This window comes from Streptomyces sp. NPDC002156, assembly GCF_053593675.1.
Map to the genome: position 1 here is coordinate 1 of NZ_JBSFDA010000210.1, position 16,549 is coordinate 16,549.

The 16,549-nt window shown below is 71.5% G+C and carries 11 protein-coding genes; 6 read left to right on the forward strand and 5 right to left on the reverse strand.

The genetic code is table 11. The annotated features are described in order from the left end of the window. Positions 1-119: 119 nt before the first annotated feature. Positions 120-3,212: a glycoside hydrolase family 2 TIM barrel-domain containing protein gene (locus tag ACWCRB_RS44080; protein WP_451001449.1), complete on the reverse strand. Its 3,093-nt coding sequence runs from the start codon at positions 3,210-3,212 to the stop codon at positions 120-122. Between the two features lie 285 nt (positions 3,213-3,497). Between ACWCRB_RS44080 and ACWCRB_RS44085 the strand changes: the two genes are divergently transcribed. The 3 genes from ACWCRB_RS44085 (at position 3,498) to ACWCRB_RS44095 (ending at position 8,262) form a co-directional block, all read left to right on the forward strand. After that, the gene (locus ACWCRB_RS44085) at positions 3,498-5,882 is read left to right on the forward strand and encodes a SpoIIE family protein phosphatase (RefSeq protein WP_451001450.1); all 2,385 of its coding nucleotides are present in this window, start codon (positions 3,498-3,500) and stop codon (positions 5,880-5,882) included. 104 nt (positions 5,883-5,986) lie between these two features. After that, entirely contained in the window at positions 5,987-6,568 is a 582-nt protein-coding gene (locus tag ACWCRB_RS44090) for a DUF4232 domain-containing protein (RefSeq protein WP_451001451.1), read from the forward strand. A gap of 425 nt (positions 6,569-6,993) precedes the next feature. Further along, a complete protein-coding gene (locus ACWCRB_RS44095; protein WP_451001458.1) occupies positions 6,994-8,262 on the forward strand; it encodes an arsenic transporter in 1,269 nt (422 codons plus the stop codon). Between the two features lie 23 nt (positions 8,263-8,285). On the opposite strand, the gene ACWCRB_RS44100 is transcribed toward ACWCRB_RS44095, so the two are convergent. Further along, positions 8,286-10,232: a ricin-type beta-trefoil lectin domain protein gene (locus ACWCRB_RS44100; RefSeq protein WP_451001452.1), complete on the reverse strand. Its 1,947-nt coding sequence runs from the start codon at positions 10,230-10,232 to the stop codon at positions 8,286-8,288. Positions 10,233-10,727: 495 nt separating this feature from the next. Further along, positions 10,728-11,732 (reverse strand): helix-turn-helix domain-containing protein, encoded by a 1,005-nt coding sequence (locus tag ACWCRB_RS44105; RefSeq protein ID WP_451001453.1) that lies wholly within the window; start codon positions 11,730-11,732, stop codon positions 10,728-10,730. Between the two features lie 63 nt (positions 11,733-11,795). Between ACWCRB_RS44105 and ACWCRB_RS44110 the strand changes: the two genes are divergently transcribed. Further along, entirely contained in the window at positions 11,796-12,635 is an 840-nt protein-coding gene (locus tag ACWCRB_RS44110) for a phytanoyl-CoA dioxygenase family protein (protein WP_451001454.1), read from the forward strand. 19 nt (positions 12,636-12,654) lie between these two features. On the opposite strand, the gene ACWCRB_RS44115 is transcribed toward ACWCRB_RS44110, so the two are convergent. Next, the gene (locus tag ACWCRB_RS44115) at positions 12,655-13,365 is read right to left on the reverse strand and encodes a hypothetical protein (protein WP_451001455.1); all 711 of its coding nucleotides are present in this window, start codon (positions 13,363-13,365) and stop codon (positions 12,655-12,657) included. 54 nt (positions 13,366-13,419) lie between these two features. Then, complete coding sequence (locus ACWCRB_RS44120) at positions 13,420-14,388, reverse strand: aldo/keto reductase (RefSeq protein WP_451001456.1); 969 nt, start codon at positions 14,386-14,388, stop codon at positions 13,420-13,422. 149 nt (positions 14,389-14,537) lie between these two features. Between ACWCRB_RS44120 and ACWCRB_RS44125 the strand changes: the two genes are divergently transcribed. Beyond that, positions 14,538-15,395: an endo alpha-1,4 polygalactosaminidase gene (locus ACWCRB_RS44125; protein ID WP_451001459.1), complete on the forward strand. Its 858-nt coding sequence runs from the start codon at positions 14,538-14,540 to the stop codon at positions 15,393-15,395. 123 nt (positions 15,396-15,518) lie between these two features. Continuing rightward, on the forward strand, positions 15,519-16,549 hold a 1,031-nt coding region (locus ACWCRB_RS44130; protein ID WP_451001457.1), incomplete at its 3' end, for an AAA family ATPase.

A 16,549-nucleotide genomic window follows, 5' to 3' on the forward strand; every position in this document is an offset into this window, starting at 1 on the left:
GACGGGCTAGATCTTTCAGCCCGTCCGGCGTTTGAGGACTAGGCCCGTTCAGGGCCGTTGGGGGTCTGGGGGCGCAGCCACCAGGGGATGGGAATGGGTAGGGGCGGCGGGGGCGAGGATCAAGCCGCCGGGGTCTCCAGTCGGCTGATCCGTATCGCGCCCCGCTCCTCCCCCGGGTAACGGCTCGTCAGGTCCAGCCGCAACCTGCTCCCCCGTACCGCCGCGAAGGTGATCACCGTCGGTGTGTCCGAGCCCTCGGCCCACGCCACGGCCGCCTCCGGCACCGGGACGTACCGGTCGCCGTCCCACACCGACACCCCCACCGCCGCAGGCAGGCTGTGCGTCGCGTCCACCGTGAAAGAGACCTCCACCCTCGTGAAGTCCCGCGCCCGCCCCCAGTCCACCGACACCCAGTCCTCCCTACGTGCCCCGCTGAACGCCGGCAGCAGCGCGGTCGGCGCCTTGTAGAAGCCGTTGGACCAGCCGGTGCCCGGCGCACCGTCGAGCATCGCGGCGGGCAGGGTGTCCGGGCGGCCGGAGTAACTCGCGTCCGCCAACGGGTACGCCTGCGGTCCCTGGCCCGGGTCCGGCGGGAAGGGAGCCGCCGGCGTCAGCGCCTCGTCGCGCGACGCCCTCGTACGGACCACGACCGTCCCCGTACGCAGCCCCGCCGCACGCGCCGTGACCTTCAACCGCCCCACCTCCACACCCGCCCGGACGATGGCAAGTGCCTTGCCGCAGAAGGCGGTTCGGGTACTCGCCTGATAGCGCTCCGCGCTCTCCTCGCGCCCGTTGTCGAGGCCCGCCAGCGAGCCGCCACCGTCGACCGAGAACGCGAGCAAGTGCTCGGCGTCGGGTACCACCACTCCCCTCTCATCGACCACCTCAGCCGTCACGAAGCACAGTGAACGACCGTCCGCCGCAAGGGACTTGCGGTCCGCCGTCAGGCGTATCGCGTGCGCCTCGCCCGCCGTCCGCAGGACGTCCGTCGCCACGACCCGTCCGTCCCGCCGCGCCACCGCCTTCAACTCCCCAGGCGCGTACGGCACATGCCAGGTCAGGTGCAGTTTGCCCGCGCTGCCGTTCGGACTGGTGTAACTGCCGGGCCAGGCACCGGAGGTGACCGTCTTGTCGTCCCCCGTCGCCTCCGTGGTCTCCAGGTAGACACGGCCGTCGACCGTCTTCTTCGTGTCGAACCGCCTTGTCCCGCACGACTTTCCGTTGAGGAACAGCTCCACCGTGTCGACGTTCGCGTAGGCCCAGACCTCCACCGTGTCGCCCAGCTCGTGGTTCCACGTCATCGGGAGAAGGTGGACCATCGGTTCGGCCGTCCACTGGCTGCGGAACAGGTGGTACATGTCCTTGGGGAAGCCCGCCGTGTCGACCGCGCCGAAGAAGGACGCCTTCACCGGGAACACGTCGTACGGGGTCGGCTCGCCGATGTAGTCGATGCCCGACCACAGGAACTCGCCCGCGAACCACTTGCGGTCCCGGTCCTTCTTCAGGCCGTACTCCCCGCTCATCGTCCAGGAGGCCAGGTTGTTGTCGTACGACGAGACCGCGCGCTTGCCCGGTGTGTGGTTCTCGCCCGTGTTCAGGCGTTCCGGCTCCTGGTAGACACCCCTCGTGGAGGTCTCGGACGAGGACTCCGACTCGAACAGGAACAGGTGCGGATAGCGGGTGTGCAGGGCGTCCACCGAGGCCGCGGTGTTGTAGTTGAGGCCGAGACCGTCGAGCTTGGCCAGGATCAGGTCGCCGGGCGTGCCGGGGGCGGGGACGCTGCGGTGGCGGTGGGAGCCGATCACTATCGGGCGGGTGTCGTCCGACGCCTTCACCGCCGCGATCAGGCGGTCCGCCATCGCCAGGCCCGCGGTCGACGTGAACTCGGAGATCTCGTTGCCTATCGACCACATCAGGACGGCCGGCGAGTTGCGGGCCGCCTTCACCATCTCCGTGATGTCCCGGTCCGCCCACTCCTCGAAGAACCGGCCGTAGTCGTAGCGGGTCTTGGGACTGCGCCAGCAGTCGAAGGCCTCCACCATCATCACGATGCCCAGCTCCTCGCAGACCTGGATCATCTCCGGCGAGGGCGGGTTGTGCGACGTGCGGAAGGCGTTGACGCCCATCGACTTCATGATGGTCATCTGGCGCCGGATTGCGTCGATGTTGACAGCGGCACCGAGGGCGCCCAGGTCGTGGTGGAGGTCGACTCCCTTGATCTTGTGCTGCGTGCCGTTCAGCTGGAAGCCCTCGTCCGGGTCGAAGCGGAAGCTCCGGATGCCGAAGGTCGTGCGGTGGGTGTCCACCGTTGCGCCGCCGACGCGCAGTTCCGTCTTCAGGGTGTAGCGATGGGGCGCCTCTATGTCCCACAACTTCGGGTCGGGGACCGTGAGTTCATGGGTCTCCGTCGACCGGTCGGTGACCGTGACCGTGGACGAGGTGCGGGCCACCGTACGGCCGCGCGGGTCGACGATCCGGGAGACGACCTCGACATCGGCTGCTGCGCCGGACTCGTTCACCACGGCTGTCAGTGCCCGGACCAGGGCCCGGTCGTCGGTGATCTCCGGGGTCGTGACGTACGTACCCCAGCGCTCCACGTGCACCGATTCCGTCACGACCAGGCGGGCCTCGCGATAGATGCCGCTGCCCGAGTACCAGCGGCTGCTGGGCAGCCGGTTCCGCACCTTCACCGCGAGCACGTTCTCGGTGGTGCCGTCGGTGTGCAGGAGGTCGGTGAGGTCGAAGGTGAAGCCCGTGTAGCCGTAGGGGTGGCGGCCGACCTCCGTGCCGTTGCAGTAGACGTACGAGTCCATGTAGACGCCGTCGAACTCCACCGAGATCCGCCGGCCCGCGAGTGCGGGCGGGAGGGTGAAGGTCAGGCGGTACCAGGCGAGGCCGCCGGGGAAGAAGCCGGTGCCGCTCGTCGTGCCGTGGTCGGTGGTCGGGGTGAGTTCGATGCTCCAGTCGTGCGGGACGGCGACCGTCCGCCACGCCGAGTCGTCGTACGCGGGGTCGGGGGCGTTCTCGTACGCGCCCGTGGGGTCGGTGATCCCGCCCGGGTCGACCAGCGCGAAGCGCCAGCCGTCCCGGAGCGGGACGGTTCGGCGGGCGGCGCGGTCGGCGGCCCGCGCGTCGGTCGCGGTGCCCAGTAAGGCTCCGGCCGCCGGGGCCGACGTACCGGCGATCAGAACCGATCTGCGTGTGACCGTCATGGCGGCTCTCCCTCGACAGGGCCCAGAATTCTCGCCAGGACCCAGAAGTAATCACAACTGATCGTTAGCAAACAGATTCTGACGGTGAGCAACATGTGCCCGTCAAGGGTCCGGTGACGAACTTCGGTCTCACCTGTCACAACGGCCTGATTCGCGCCCCGCGCGGTGGCCTTTCCGGCGGCCCGGGGCAGCGGTGTTCCCGACCACACACGGGCAGAACGCACTACTGTGGAACACCTGTGACGTCCCTTGCTCACTGTGAGTGTTCACGATGGAGTGGCGACGATGAGTCCGGTGTACCCGTTCGACGATGCCGCCACGGCGCGGGCCGTCGTCGACGAGCGGGGCACACTGACCGGCTGGAACGAGGGCGCTCGCAGGCTGCTGGGCTGGTCGGCGGCCGAGGTGCTGGGTCGTCCCGCCGCTGCTCTGCTGGCCGACGGCGATACGGCCGGGCCCGGCCGCCCGGAGCAGGATCCCTGGTCCGGCACCCTCGCGCTGCGTCACCGCGACGGCCGTACGGTGTCCACCTGGCTCCTCGCCCACCACCGGCCCGCCCCGGACAGCGGCCCGGCCGAGTGGCTCGTCGTCACCCCGCTGGAGGGCGGGTCGCGCCCCGAGGACGACCCGCTGATGCGGGCCGCGCTGGCCCAGGCGCCCTGTGCGACGGCCGTCTACGACGACCGGCTGCGGCTGCACGGCGTGAACGACGCCATGGCCGGGGTCATCGGCCTGCCGCTGGAGCGCATCCGGGGGCTCAGGATCGCCGAGATAGGCGGCAAGGAGCGCAGCGCGGAGCTGGAGCAGCACATGCTCGACGTGCTGACCAACGGCCGGGCGAAGGACGTACAGACCTATCTGCAGACCGGCGGCGAGGACCGCGCGCATGCCTGGCTGGCCCGGCTGGCGCCGCTCAAGGACGCCGAGGGGCGGGTGCGGGGGGTCTGTCTCGCGGCCCATGACTTCACCGAGCAGTACCTCGCCCGGGAGCGGCTCCAGCTGGTCAACGAGGCGAGTGTGCGCATCGGCACCACCCTCGACGTCACCCGGACGGCTCAGGAGCTGGCGGACGTCTGTGTCCCCGCCCTCGCCGACTTCGTCAGCGTCGATCTGCTGGACCCGCCGCAGCACGGCGGCGACCACCGCCCGGCCGAACTGACGGCGCCCATCAGCCTCCGCCGGGCCGCCCACCGCTCGATCCTCCCCGGCAGCCCGGAAGCCGTCGCCAAGCCGGGACAACTGGACCAGTACCCCGCCTTCTCGCCCCAGGCCGACTCCCTCCTCGCGGGCCGCTCGATCGTGGCCACCGTGCCCTCCGGCGACCTCGAACAGTGGCTGTCCTGGGACAAGGCGCGCTTCAACCGGGTCAAGGAGTTCGGCATCCACTCCACGATGTCCGTCCCGATAACGGCACGCGGTACGACCCTCGGCGTCGCCGTCCTGACCCGGTACCGGCGGCCCGACCCGTTCACGCCCGACGACGTGCTGCTCGCCGAGGAGGTGACCGCGCGGGCCGCCGTCTGTATCGACAACGCCCGCCGGTTCTCCCGCGAACGCGACACGGCCCTCGCCCTGCAGCGCAGCCTGCTCCCCCGGACCCTGCCGCGCACCGCCGCCCTCGAAGCGGCCTCGCGTTATCTCCCGGCGGCGCGGGCCGGGGTGGGCGGCGACTGGTTCGACGTGATCCCGCTGTCCGGGATGCGGGTCGCGATGGTCGTCGGGGACGTCGTCGGCCACGGCATCCAGGCCTCCGCCACCATGGGCCGGCTGCGCACCGCCGTGCGCACACTCGCCGACATCGACCTCGCCCCGGACGAGCTGCTGACCCACCTCGACGACCTCGTCGTACGACTGTCCGCCGAGGCCGGCAGCGAGGGCGGCCCCGGAGAGGTCGGCGCCACCTGTCTGTACGCGGTGTACGACCCGGTGGCGCGACGCTGCACCATCGCCCGAGCCGGGCATCCGCCGCCGGTCATGCTCACGCCGGGCGGCAGACCCCGGCAGATCCGGCTGCCCGCCGGTCCCCCGCTGGGACTGGGCGGGCTCCCCTTCGAGTCGACGGAACTCGATCTGCCCGAGGGCACGGTCCTCGCCCTCTACACCGACGGGCTGATCGAGAGCCGCGAGCAGGACATCGACACCGGTCACCGGCTGCTGTGCGAGGCGCTGGCGGCGTACGCGGACTCGCTCGACGAGACCTGCGACCGCATCCTGCACACCCTGCTGCCGCCGGGCGGCGCGGCCGACGACGTGGCGCTGCTGCTGGCCCGCACCCAGGGACTCCCCGCCTCCCGGGTGACGACGTGGGACATCCCGCCGGATCCTGCGCTCGTCGGGCCGATCCGCAAGCAGGTCGGTGAGCAGCTCGACGTCTGGGATCTGAGCGAGGCCGGGTTCACCACCGAGCTGGTGGTGAGCGAACTGGTCACCAACGCCATCCGGTACGGCTCGCACCCCATCCGACTGCGCCTCATCCATGACGCGGCCAGGCTGATCTGCGAGGTCTCCGACAGCAGCCACACCGCCCCGCATCTGCGGCGCGCGAGAACCTTCGACGAGGGCGGGCGAGGTCTGCTGCTCGTCGCCCAGCTCACCGAGCGGTGGGGCAGCCGGCACACGCCCGACGGGAAGACGATCTGGGCGGAGCTGTCGCTGACGGACGAGGTGTGATTCCTGACTCCAACGGGGTGTGAACCATTTTGGTTCCGGCCGCATCGGACACTCGTGACGGTGCACGAGACGCCGTACGCGGAGCGACTTCCAGGAGTGTCGACATGGCGATCTTCCGTACATCCCGAGCCGCGCTGCTCGCGTTACCGGTCCTGTTCCTCGGGGCCTGCGACAACGGCGGCGGCACGGCCGCTCCGGCGACGGCCGTGCCATCGGCGTCCGCCACTTCGACGGCTGCCGCCTCGACGCCCGCCCCGTCGACCGACGGCACCCGCTGCCGCACCGCCGACCTGAGTGCCTCCGTCGGGCGGCTCGATCCGGGCGCCGGGCAGAAGAACTTCCCCGTCGTCCTCACCAACGACTCCGACCGCGTCTGTACCCTGCGCGGCTACCCGGGCGCCGCCTTCGTGGACGCGGCCGGCAAGCAGCTCGGCCCCGACCCGAAGCGCTCGGAGGCCACGCCGACGACGGTCGAGCTGGCGCCGGGCGGCAGCGCCTGGGCGGGCCTGAGCTTCGCCAACCCGGAGATCAGCGAGGCCGAGACGGCTACTCCGGCCGCGCTGCTGGTGACCCCGCCGGACGAGCGGGAGCCGCTGAAGGTGGCCTGGGACAAGGGTGAGGTGCCCGTCGGCGGGAACGAGTCGTCGGTGTTCCTGACGGTCTTCGGCCCGGGCAGCGGCGCCTGACCCAGTGGGCGAGCCGGTGAGCGGCGCCCCGGCCTGGCGGGCAAACCCGTGAGCCTTGCCCCGGCCCGGTGGGCAAACCCGTGACCAGCACCCCGACCCGGTGTGCGAGCCCATTGCCGGCGCCCTGACCCGGCGGGCGGGCCGGTCAGCGGCGCCCGACCCAGCGTGCAAACCCGTGACCAGCGCCCCGGCCCGGTGGGCGAGCCCATGACCAGCACCCCGCCCCAGTGTGCAAACCCGTGACCAGCACCCCGCCCCAGTGTGCGAGCCCATTACCGGCGCCCTGACCCGGCGGGCGGGCCGGTCAGCGGCGCCCGGCCCGGCGGGCAAACCCATGACCAGCACCCCTACCCGGTGGGCAGGCCCCTGACCGCCGCCTGCTTTCATGGGTCGGTTCCGAAATTTCCGTCCCGGAGGACCGAACCCTGAACTCCGCGTCCGCCGAGGCACTGTCCGTCGTGCTGCTCGTCGCCGTCCTGGCCTGCGCCGTCGTCCGCCCCTTCGGGCTGCCGGAGGCGGTCGTGGCGGTTCCCGCCGCCGGGCTCGTGGTCGTCACCGGCGCGATCTCGCCGGAGCACGCGTGGCAGGAGGCCGAGCGGCTCGGGCCGGTGGTCGGCTTCCTCGCGGCGGTGCTGGTGCTGGCCCACTTCTGCGATGTCGAGGGGCTCTTCCGGGCCTGCGGGGCGTGGATGGCCCGTCGGGCGGAGAACCGGCCGGGGCGGCTGCTGACCTCGGTCTTCGTGCTCGCCTCGGCGATCACAGCCGTACTGAGTCTGGACGCGACCGTCGTGCTGCTCACGCCGGTGGTGTTCGCCACGGCCGCCCGGAGCGGGATCCGGCCCAAGCCGCACGCCTATGCCTGCGCGCATCTGTCGAACACGGCGTCGCTGCTGCTGCCGGTCTCCAACCTCACCAACCTGCTGGCGTTCAGCGCGAGCGGACTGAGCTTCACCCGGTTCGCGGCGCTGATGGCGCTGCCCTGGCTGGTCGCGATCGGCGCCGAGTACCTGGTGTTCCGACGGTTCTTCGCCGCCGATCTGGCGGTGCCCCCGCCGGACGCCGTGTCACGCCCGGAGACGGCGGACGCGCCCGCGTTCCCCTTGTTCGCCCTTGTCACCGTGGGCTGCACGCTGGCCGGGTTCGTCGTGGCCTCCGCGGTGGGCATCGACCCGGCGTGGGCGGCGCTCGCGGGGGCGCTCGTGCTCGCCGGGCGTGCGCTGGTGCAGCGGCGCGCCACTCCGGTGGCGGTGCTGCGGGCCACGGCGCCCGGGTTCCTCGCGTTCGTGCTGGCGCTGGGCGTCGTCGTCCGCGCGGTCGTGGACAACGGGCTCGCCGACGCGCTGGGCCGGGTGCTGCCCGACGGGACCGGACTGGTCGCGCTGCTCGGGATCGCCGCGCTGGCCGCCGTACTCGCCAATCTGATCAACAACCTGCCCGCGGTGCTGGTGCTGCTGCCGCTGACCGCCACGGCCGGTCCGGGTGCGGTGCTCGCCGTGCTGCTCGGGGTGAACATCGGTCCGAACCTGACGTACGCCGGATCGCTGGCGACCCTGCTGTGGCGGCGGATCGTGCACCGGTACGAACACGAGGTCGGGGTCGGGGAGTTCACGCGGCTCGGACTGATCTCCGTGCCGGCCGCGCTGATCCCGGCCGTGGTGGCGCTGTGGGGCTCGCTGCTCGTCGTCGGGGGCTGAGGGGCGGGCGGGGCCCGGTCTCGTCAGCGGCCTCCCCAGCCGCCGTATCCACCGCCGTAGCCGTAGCCGCCGTATCCGCCATAGCCGTAGCCGTAGTTGTTGCCGTTGTTCCCGTACTGCCCGTTGGAGGAGCAGGCGTAGTAGCCGTAGTAGTAGCAGGGCACGTTGGACGGGTACGAGGCCGACGGGGTCGGCTGGGCCGTCGACTGGGTCGGGGTCGGCTCGGACGCTGTGGGGGTGGGGGTCGGAGTCGCCGTCGGGGTCGGTGAGGGTTTGGGGCTCTTCTTGACTACCGGGGCGGTGGACTCGGTGGCCGCGTCCCAGTTGACGGCCTCCATCTGGAGCGAGGGCGCCGAGGAGTCGAAGACCCAGTGCTGGTCGGCGGACTCCTCGCGCGTCTTCAGTACCAGCGCGGTCTTGCTCTTGGCGTCCGCGGGAGTCAGCGCCAGGTCCTGGTCCCAGCGCGGGACCAGGGTGCCCTGGAGGGTGAAGTCGTAGCGGACGTTCTTCGTGGCGGGCTGGGCGGTGCCCGTGCACGGGGCGAGCTGGACGGAGTAGCCGAGGTGGGAGTCGAGGCAGAGGTCCGGGGCGGCGATGCTGCGCAGCAGGCCGTCCTTCTCGTACGCCCACTGCTGGCCCGCTGCCGACGAGCAGGCGGTCAGCTCGGTCTCCGCGCCCTTGACGGGCTTGCCGCCGACGACGCCGATGCACAGTCCGGACTCGACGTTGTGCAGCCGGCCGAGCAGGGCGCCCTTCGTGGTCTCCCCGGCGCCGATCCAGGAAGGGTCGTTGTCGGCGGTGCCGGAGCCGTTGGTGGCGGTGTCCGAGGGGCTGGTCTCGGCCGTCGGGCCCTCGTCGTCGCCCTGGCCGAGGGCGTTCCACAGGACCAGGGGAAGGAGGACCAGCGCGCTCACGGTCGCGACGGCGAGGGCGCGGTTGCGGCGGCGGACCGCGCGCCGGGCCGCCTTGTGCGCGGAGCGGTGCGATCCGGGGCGGACGACCAGCTCGGTGGAGACGGGGGCCGTGGTGGGCATGGGCGGGGCCTGGGCCAGGACGCGCGGGACCGGGAGCAGGCTCTCGACCGTGGCGATCTCGACGATCGGGGCCTGCTCGACCTCCACGATGGCGCTCTCGGCGGCACGTCCGGGGCGGGACTCCAGGTAGGCGCGCGCACCCCAGCCGAGCACGCCCTCGGCCAGGGCGAGGGCGAGGTCGCCGTTGAACTGGTTCAGCTGGTCGGCGGCGTACCGGCAGTGCTTGCAGTCGGCGAGGTGCTTGGCCAGGTCGGGGTCGACGTCGAGGCTGCGGCGCCGGCAGGTGACGTCGATCAGCCGGATGTAGCGGCGGCACTCGTCGCGGGGCACGACCTCGCGGTGGACGTGCAGGCACTCCTCGCGCAGGCGGCCACGGGCCCGCCCGAGTTCCACGGCGGCGTCGGTCACGCTCAGGCCCAGCAGGGCGGCGGGTATCTCCAGCGGTTCGCCCTCGACCTCCGCGTGCCACAGCAGACAGCGCGCGGACTGCGAGAGGTTCTGGAACGCCCTGGAGAGCAGCCGCCGGTCGGGGGCGGGCAGCAGACGGGCGGCGACGCGGTTCCCGCCGCCGGGTGTGGTGCGCAGCTCGGGGTGGAGCATCTCGTGGCGGTGGTCGCTCTCCCACTCGGCCGCGAGACGGCGGACGGTGACCAGGAGTTGGGGCCGCCACGCGGAGGTCGGGCCGTTGTGCCGGAGGGATTCCCCGAAGAGGCGGGTGAACGCGGCGGTGGTGAGCATTCCGGCGGGACGCGCGCCGCTGGTGCACAGACGGGCGTAGGCGAAAGCTGCTTCCCAGTGCCGGTCGAGCAGTTCACCGACGGGATGGAGTGCGGGCGTCGTCCCCGTCCACTTCGTCAGCTCGGCGCTGAGTTCGACATCCGAAGCGTCGTAAGCCGGAGCTGGGGTTGGGGAATTCGACAGGCCTGCGTCTTTCACGTCTGTATTCCTCCACGGACAACGCGGGTTTTAGTCCATACCTAGAGGTATGCGACCCGGCCGACGAAACGACAGGATCGGACCAAACGGGGAATCGGTATCGCGAACGCCCGCAGCGGACAGCTCTTTTGGAGCGGGGAGCCAACGGGGACGCCGCGTACGTGCAGGGGGAAAAGAGACTGTCCGCACGCCGACGTGCACACCTTTGCACAGCTCATCGAGCTGGAACAAGAGATCACGCCGTTTTCCGCATTCCAGCACGGACTAATGCAGTTGACGGCGTGTCAATGGGATGCATCTTTTGGGATTGCCACTGTATCAACATCCTCATTGCAAACGGTATTCACTTCGCTCAGGGCTGTTTCGCAACCATTGGCGGCACTCCACTACCGGTGGCGCAAAACCGTCTGTCCACGCCGTGCCGCCGGCACTTCCTGTGCGTTTCCCCAGCTCACGTTCCGGGTGTGTGGTAGATCCCGGCAACACACGGCGCCGTCACGGGAGTTGACCGGTTCCTTCACCTTGCCGCCCAGGAGCCACCACAGAACCAATAGCGTCATCGGTTACCGCTGGTACGCGCCTGCACAGCGTCCGGTACGCGCCCGGCGGCGTCCCATGGCGTTCGCGGAACACCCGGTTGAAGTGGAACGGGCTGGCGAAGCCGGAGGCGACGGCGACGCGTTCCACCGGCAGGTCGGTGGCCTCCAACAGCCGGGCGGCATGGCTCAGTCGGGCCTCGCGCAGGGCGCGCATGGGGGACCGGCCGAGCTGCTCGGTGAAGAGGTGCGCGAACCGCGAGGGCGACAGCGCGACGCCCTCGGCGAGGGAGCGGACGGTGTGCGGGGCGGCGGGATCGGCGGCGATGAGGGCTTCCGCACGGCTCACCCGGGCGTCGATTCCCGGCCGTTGTGGAAGGGGCCGGGCGGCCGCCGAGGCGAGCAGGACGATTTCCTCCAGGGAACAGAGGGCGAGTTCCCGGGCGGCGGTGCCGTGTGCGACGGCTATCGGGCTCTCGGGCGGAGACGGAACAGCGTAATCGGGTGGGTAATTGGGCGGCCTTGTGTCGCTGCCCGGCCAGCGGGCGTCGGACAGCATTCGGGCGAAAGCGGTCGTCATCCGGTCGTGCAGGGCCTCCGGGACCGGGGTGACGACGTACATGCCGTCGCCGACGGCGTACGGGCTGAGCCAGGGCGTCCAGGACGGGCGGGCCTGGCAGTGCGCCCACCAGAACCGCCAGTGCAGGGCGCCCGGTCGGACCTGATAGCGGTGGCGCACTCCGGGGCCGAGGACGACCAGGTCCCCGGCGCCGGCCCGCACCCCGGCCGCGCCCTGGGTCAGCAGCCCGTGGCCGCCGGTCGTCCAGGTGAACAGCCAGCTGTCGGCGCCCTGCGGCCGGTTGACGGCGTACCCCGGTCCTTCGTCGTAGCGCCCGACGGTCACCAGGCCGGGCGGTGGTGCGGGGACGGCGGTCTCGGGCAATCCGTCAGCGTTCACAGGCATCCTCCCCCGGGGCACGGCACCCCTAGTGTGACGGCGAGTCGCAGCGGACCGAAGGAGTGGACGATGACAGTCACAGGCATCAGCACCACCGGCGCTCCCATCCTGCCGGAGGAGGGGCGCCGACGGTTCGAGGAGGACGGATTCACCGTCGTACGGGGTCTGTTCGGGTACGAGGAGATCACCGCGCTCCGTGCCGGGTTCACGGCGCTGCACGCGGCCGGTCCGGTGCCGGGGCATTTCGAGCCGCGGCCGTCCGGGCAGGACGGGCGTCCGGCCGATCCGTTGGACGCGTATCCGCGCGTGATGCAGCCGCACGAGTTCCACGAGCCGTCGCTAGGCCTGTTGCTGGACCCCCGGCTGCGCGCCGTTCTCGAGGTGCTGCTCGGTGAGGAGGTGCTGGCCGCGCAGAGCATGTTCTATTTCAAGCCGCCGGGTGCGCGGGGCCAGGCGCTGCACCAGGACAACTTCTATCTCCGGGTCGAGCCGGGGACCTGTGTGGCCGCCTGGATCGCCTGCGAGCCGATCGACCGGGACAACGGCGGCCTGGAGGTCGTGCCGGGCACGCACCGGATGGACCTGTTCTGTCCGGAGGAGGCGGACGCCGGGGTGTCCTTCGCCCGGGAGTACGTGGCGCCGCCGCCCGGCCTGGCCACGGTACCCGTCGACATGGCGCCGGGTGACGTCCTGTTCTTCAACGGCAGCCTGGTGCACGGCTCACAGCCCAACCGCAGCGCCGACCGGTTCCGCCGCTCGTTCATCGGGCACTACGTGGGCCGCTCGGCCGAGCGGATCGGCCGCTTCTACCCCACGATCTCCATGGACGGCGACCGGGTCCGGCTGCGCGAGAGCGCGGGCGCGGGGCCGTGCGGTACGGAGTTCGGGGCAGCGTCCGCGCCGCACTGACGCCGGCGCCCGGCCGGCGTCAACCGACCCCAGTCGTCTCCGTCAGCGCCGCGAGCCGGGGTCGTACGGCGCGCAATCGCCGCCGTATGTCCTCGGCCTCCGCGTGCAGCCGGCGCCCGCGCGACGCGACCTCGGCCCGTCTCGCGACCGTGGTGCGGCCGTCGGACAGGCGGTCCAGTTCGCCCTCCAGCGTGCGCAGGGCACGCCCGAGGGAGCGGCTGCGGACGCCGTCGTCGGCCAGGCTGTCGAGGTCGCGCCGGGCCGCCGCCGTCGACTCCGCGGCATCGGTGAGGATCGGCCGGCACTCGGTGCGGAACCGCGCGAGGACGTCGAAGAGTTCGGCGCGTTCGTCCTCGCCTTCGCGGTGGCTGTCGAGGATCCCGTCCCAGGCGCCGGACCACCCCCAGAACACCGTTGCCGCCTCGTCCAGTCGGGCCGCCGTGTCGTGCCTGGCGAGCGGGGTCCACGCGTCGAGATCGGTGAAGTAGTCGGCGTAGAAGGTGTCGTGCCGGGTGAGGACCGCCTCGGTGTCGGCCACCAGCTGCCGGCACTGTGCGCGGTTCAGGCCGATCCGCTCGTCGATGAGCCGCTGCACCTCGTCCCGCAGGAAGGCGATGCGCCGCAGGCTCACCTCGACCTCGTAGAACCCCGCCGCCGCGTCCCGCAGCGCCTCCTCCGCACGCCCGAGAGCCTGCTCCCGCTTTCGTCCGCCCCGCCCCCACGGCCACATACGCCGCCCCCTCCCCGTATGCGGCCCGATCATGCCATGACCGGTCCGGAGCGGTCAGTGGCCGCTGATCGGGTGCGGGGTGTACGGCTGCCCGAGTTCCTCGATCTCCTTGTCGGTCAGGTCGAGGTCCACGGCGGCCACCGCGTCGTCGATGTGGTGCGGCTTGGTCGCGCCGACGATCGGGGCGGTCACCGGGCTCTGCCGGAGCAGCCAGGCAAGGGCCACCTGCGCACGCGGGACCTCCCGCTGGGCCGCGATACGGGCGACCGCCTCGACGATCGTGCGGTCGCCCTCCGGGTAGAGGGTGCGGCCGAAGTCGTCGCGCTCGCTGCGCTCGGTGGCGGTGCCCCAGTCGCGGGTGAGCCGGCCGCGGGCGAGCGGGCTCCACGGCAGGACGCCGACGCCCTGGTCGGCGCAGAGGGGCAGCATCTCGCGCTCTTCCTCGCGGTAGAGGAGGTTGTAGTGGTTCTGCATGGACACGAACCGGGTCCAGCCGTGCTCCCGGGCCGTGTACTGGGCCTTCGAGAACTGCCAGGCGTACATCGAACTCGCCCCGATGTAACGGGCCTTGCCCGCCTTGACGACGTCGTGCAGCGCCTCCATCGTCTCCTCGACCGGGGTGACGGAGTCGTAGCGGTGGATCTGGTAGAGGTCGACGTAGTCGGTGCCGAGGCGGGTGAGGCTGTGGTCGATCTCGGCGAGGATCGCCTTGCGGGACAGACCGCCGCCGTTGGGCCCGGGCCGCATCCGGCCGTGCACCTTCGTGGCCAGCACGATCTCGTCCCGGCGGGCGAAGTCGGCGAGAGCCCTGCCGACGATCTCCTCGCTGGTGCCGTCGGAGTAGACGTTCGCCGTGTCGAAGAAGGTGATCCCGGCGTCGAGGGCCTGGCGGATCAACGGCCGCGACGCCTCCTCGTCGAGGGTCCACTCGTGGGCGCCGCGATCGGGAAGGCCGTAGCTCATACAGCCCAGACAGATCCGCGACACGTCCAGACCGGTCGAACCGAGCTTCACGTACTGCATCGTTGCTGCTCCCGCCTTCGGCTGACGTAACGGGTACCGGAGCGAGCCTACGTCCTGGCGTGATCACCGGCTCGCGCGGTGTCGGACGTCCGCGCACCGGGGCCCGCTTGACTGCGGGCGTGCCGGGCGCTTTGATCTTGGTCGTGTGCATCGAGTCCGGCCCAAGTCGCCAGCAACGCCACGGTGTCCGGGGCGGGATCGTGCTGGCGGCCGTCTGCGCGGCCCTCTGGGGGCTGACGGCGTGCGGTTCGCCGCCGAGGGCGAACGACGAGGACGAGCCGCGGTCGACGCCCTCGGCGGAGGTCCGGCTGCCGCCGCTGCACGCCGGTTTCGACTACCAGATCGGCGGCGCCTACCGTCCTCCGGCGGGTGTGCGCATCGTCAGCCGTGACCGTACGGCGGCTCCCGCGCCCGGCCTCTACAACATCTGTTACGTCAACGCCTTCCAGGCCCAGCCCGATGCCGAGAAGTCATGGCCGGCCGATCTGCTGCTGCGGGACTCCGACGGCGAGGTCGTCATCGACGAGGACTGGGACGAGGCGCTGCTCGACATCGGTACGGCGGCGAAGCGGAAGCGGATCGCGGCGCGGGTGAACGAGTGGATCGACGGCTGCGCCGACAAGGGCTTCGACGCGGTCGAGCCCGACAACTACGACAGCTACACCCGCTCCGACGACCTCCTCACCGCCGCCGACGCCACCGCCTTCATCACCCTGCTCTCCCGGCACGCGCACACCCGTGGGCTGGCCATCGGGCAGAAGAACACCGTGGAACTGGTCGGGCTCAGGAAGAAGGCCGGACTGGACTTCGCGGTCGCGGAGGAGTGCGGCGAGTTCGACGAGTGCGGGGAGTACGCGGAGGCGTTCGACGACCGGGTCGTCGTGATCGAGTACACCGACTCCGGGCTGCGCAAGGCCGTCGCGGAATTCGGTGGCCGACTGAGCATCGTCCGCAGGGACGTCGACGTGTCGACGCCGGGCAGCGATGGATATATCCGCCGGAGTTGAGGACGGAACCAGGACATTGCCCTCCGATCGGGCACTGCTCCTGCTTGAATGTGAGGGCTTCACAGAAACCTCACAATCAACCGTCCCCGGTCTCCAACTGGGGTCCTCCTGAAGGGTGTTGGGTTGATCCTCAAAGGGCGTGCGGCAGAAGGGGCGTTACTCGACGGTCTCGTCGGCGACCTCCGCGCGGGACTGAGCCGGGTCGTGCTGCTGCGCGGCGACGCCGGGATCGGGAAGACCGTACTGCTCGACCACGCGGCGACCGAGGCAGCCGAGTTGAGGGTGCTGCGGATCGCGGGTGTCGAGGCGGAGACCGGTTTCCCGTTCGCGGCCCTGCACCGGCTGCTCGTACCGTTCCTGGAGGGGCTCAAGGAGCCCGGGCCGCTGTCGGAGGCCCAGCGCGAGGCGTTGCGGGTGGCCTGCGGGCTGGCCGACGGGCCGCCCGCCGACGGTTTCCTCGTCGGGCTCGCGACCCTCACCCTGCTCGCGGAGGCGGCGAAGCGGCGGCCGGTGCTGGCGCTCGTGGACGACGCCCAGTGGCTCGACGAGGAGACCCTGAGCGTGCTGGCGTTCGTCGGGCGCCGGGTGCACGCGGAGGGCGTCGGGCTGCTGTTCGCCGCGCGCACCGGGTTCGACGTACCGGCGGGGCTGCCCGTCACCGAAGTCACCGGGCTGGCCGAGCCGTTCGCGCTGGAGCTGCTGCGCGAGACCGTCGCCGGACCGCTGGACGCGCGGGTCGCGGCGCGGATCGTGACCGCCACCGCCGGAAACCCCCTCGCGCTGGCGGACCTCGGCCAGGAACTGTCCGCCGACCAGCTGGCCGGCGGCCTCGCGCTGCCCGAACCCCTGCCGGTGGGCGGGCGGTTGGAGGCGCACTATCTGCAACAGGTGCGCGCACTGTCCAAGGCCACGCAGACCTGGCTGCTGCTGGCCGCCGCCGAACCGGGCGGCGACCTCGGCTATGTCACGGGCGCGGCCGAGCGGCTCGGCATCGGCCCGGAGGCGTCCGGCCCGGCCGAGACCGCCCGGCTGGTGGTGCTGCGGGCCACCGCCGCGTTCCGGCATCCGCTGGTGCGTTCCGCGGTGTACGGGGGTGCCACCAGCGTGGCGCGGCGGCGCGCCCACCGTGCGCTGGCCGAGGCCACCGACCGGCC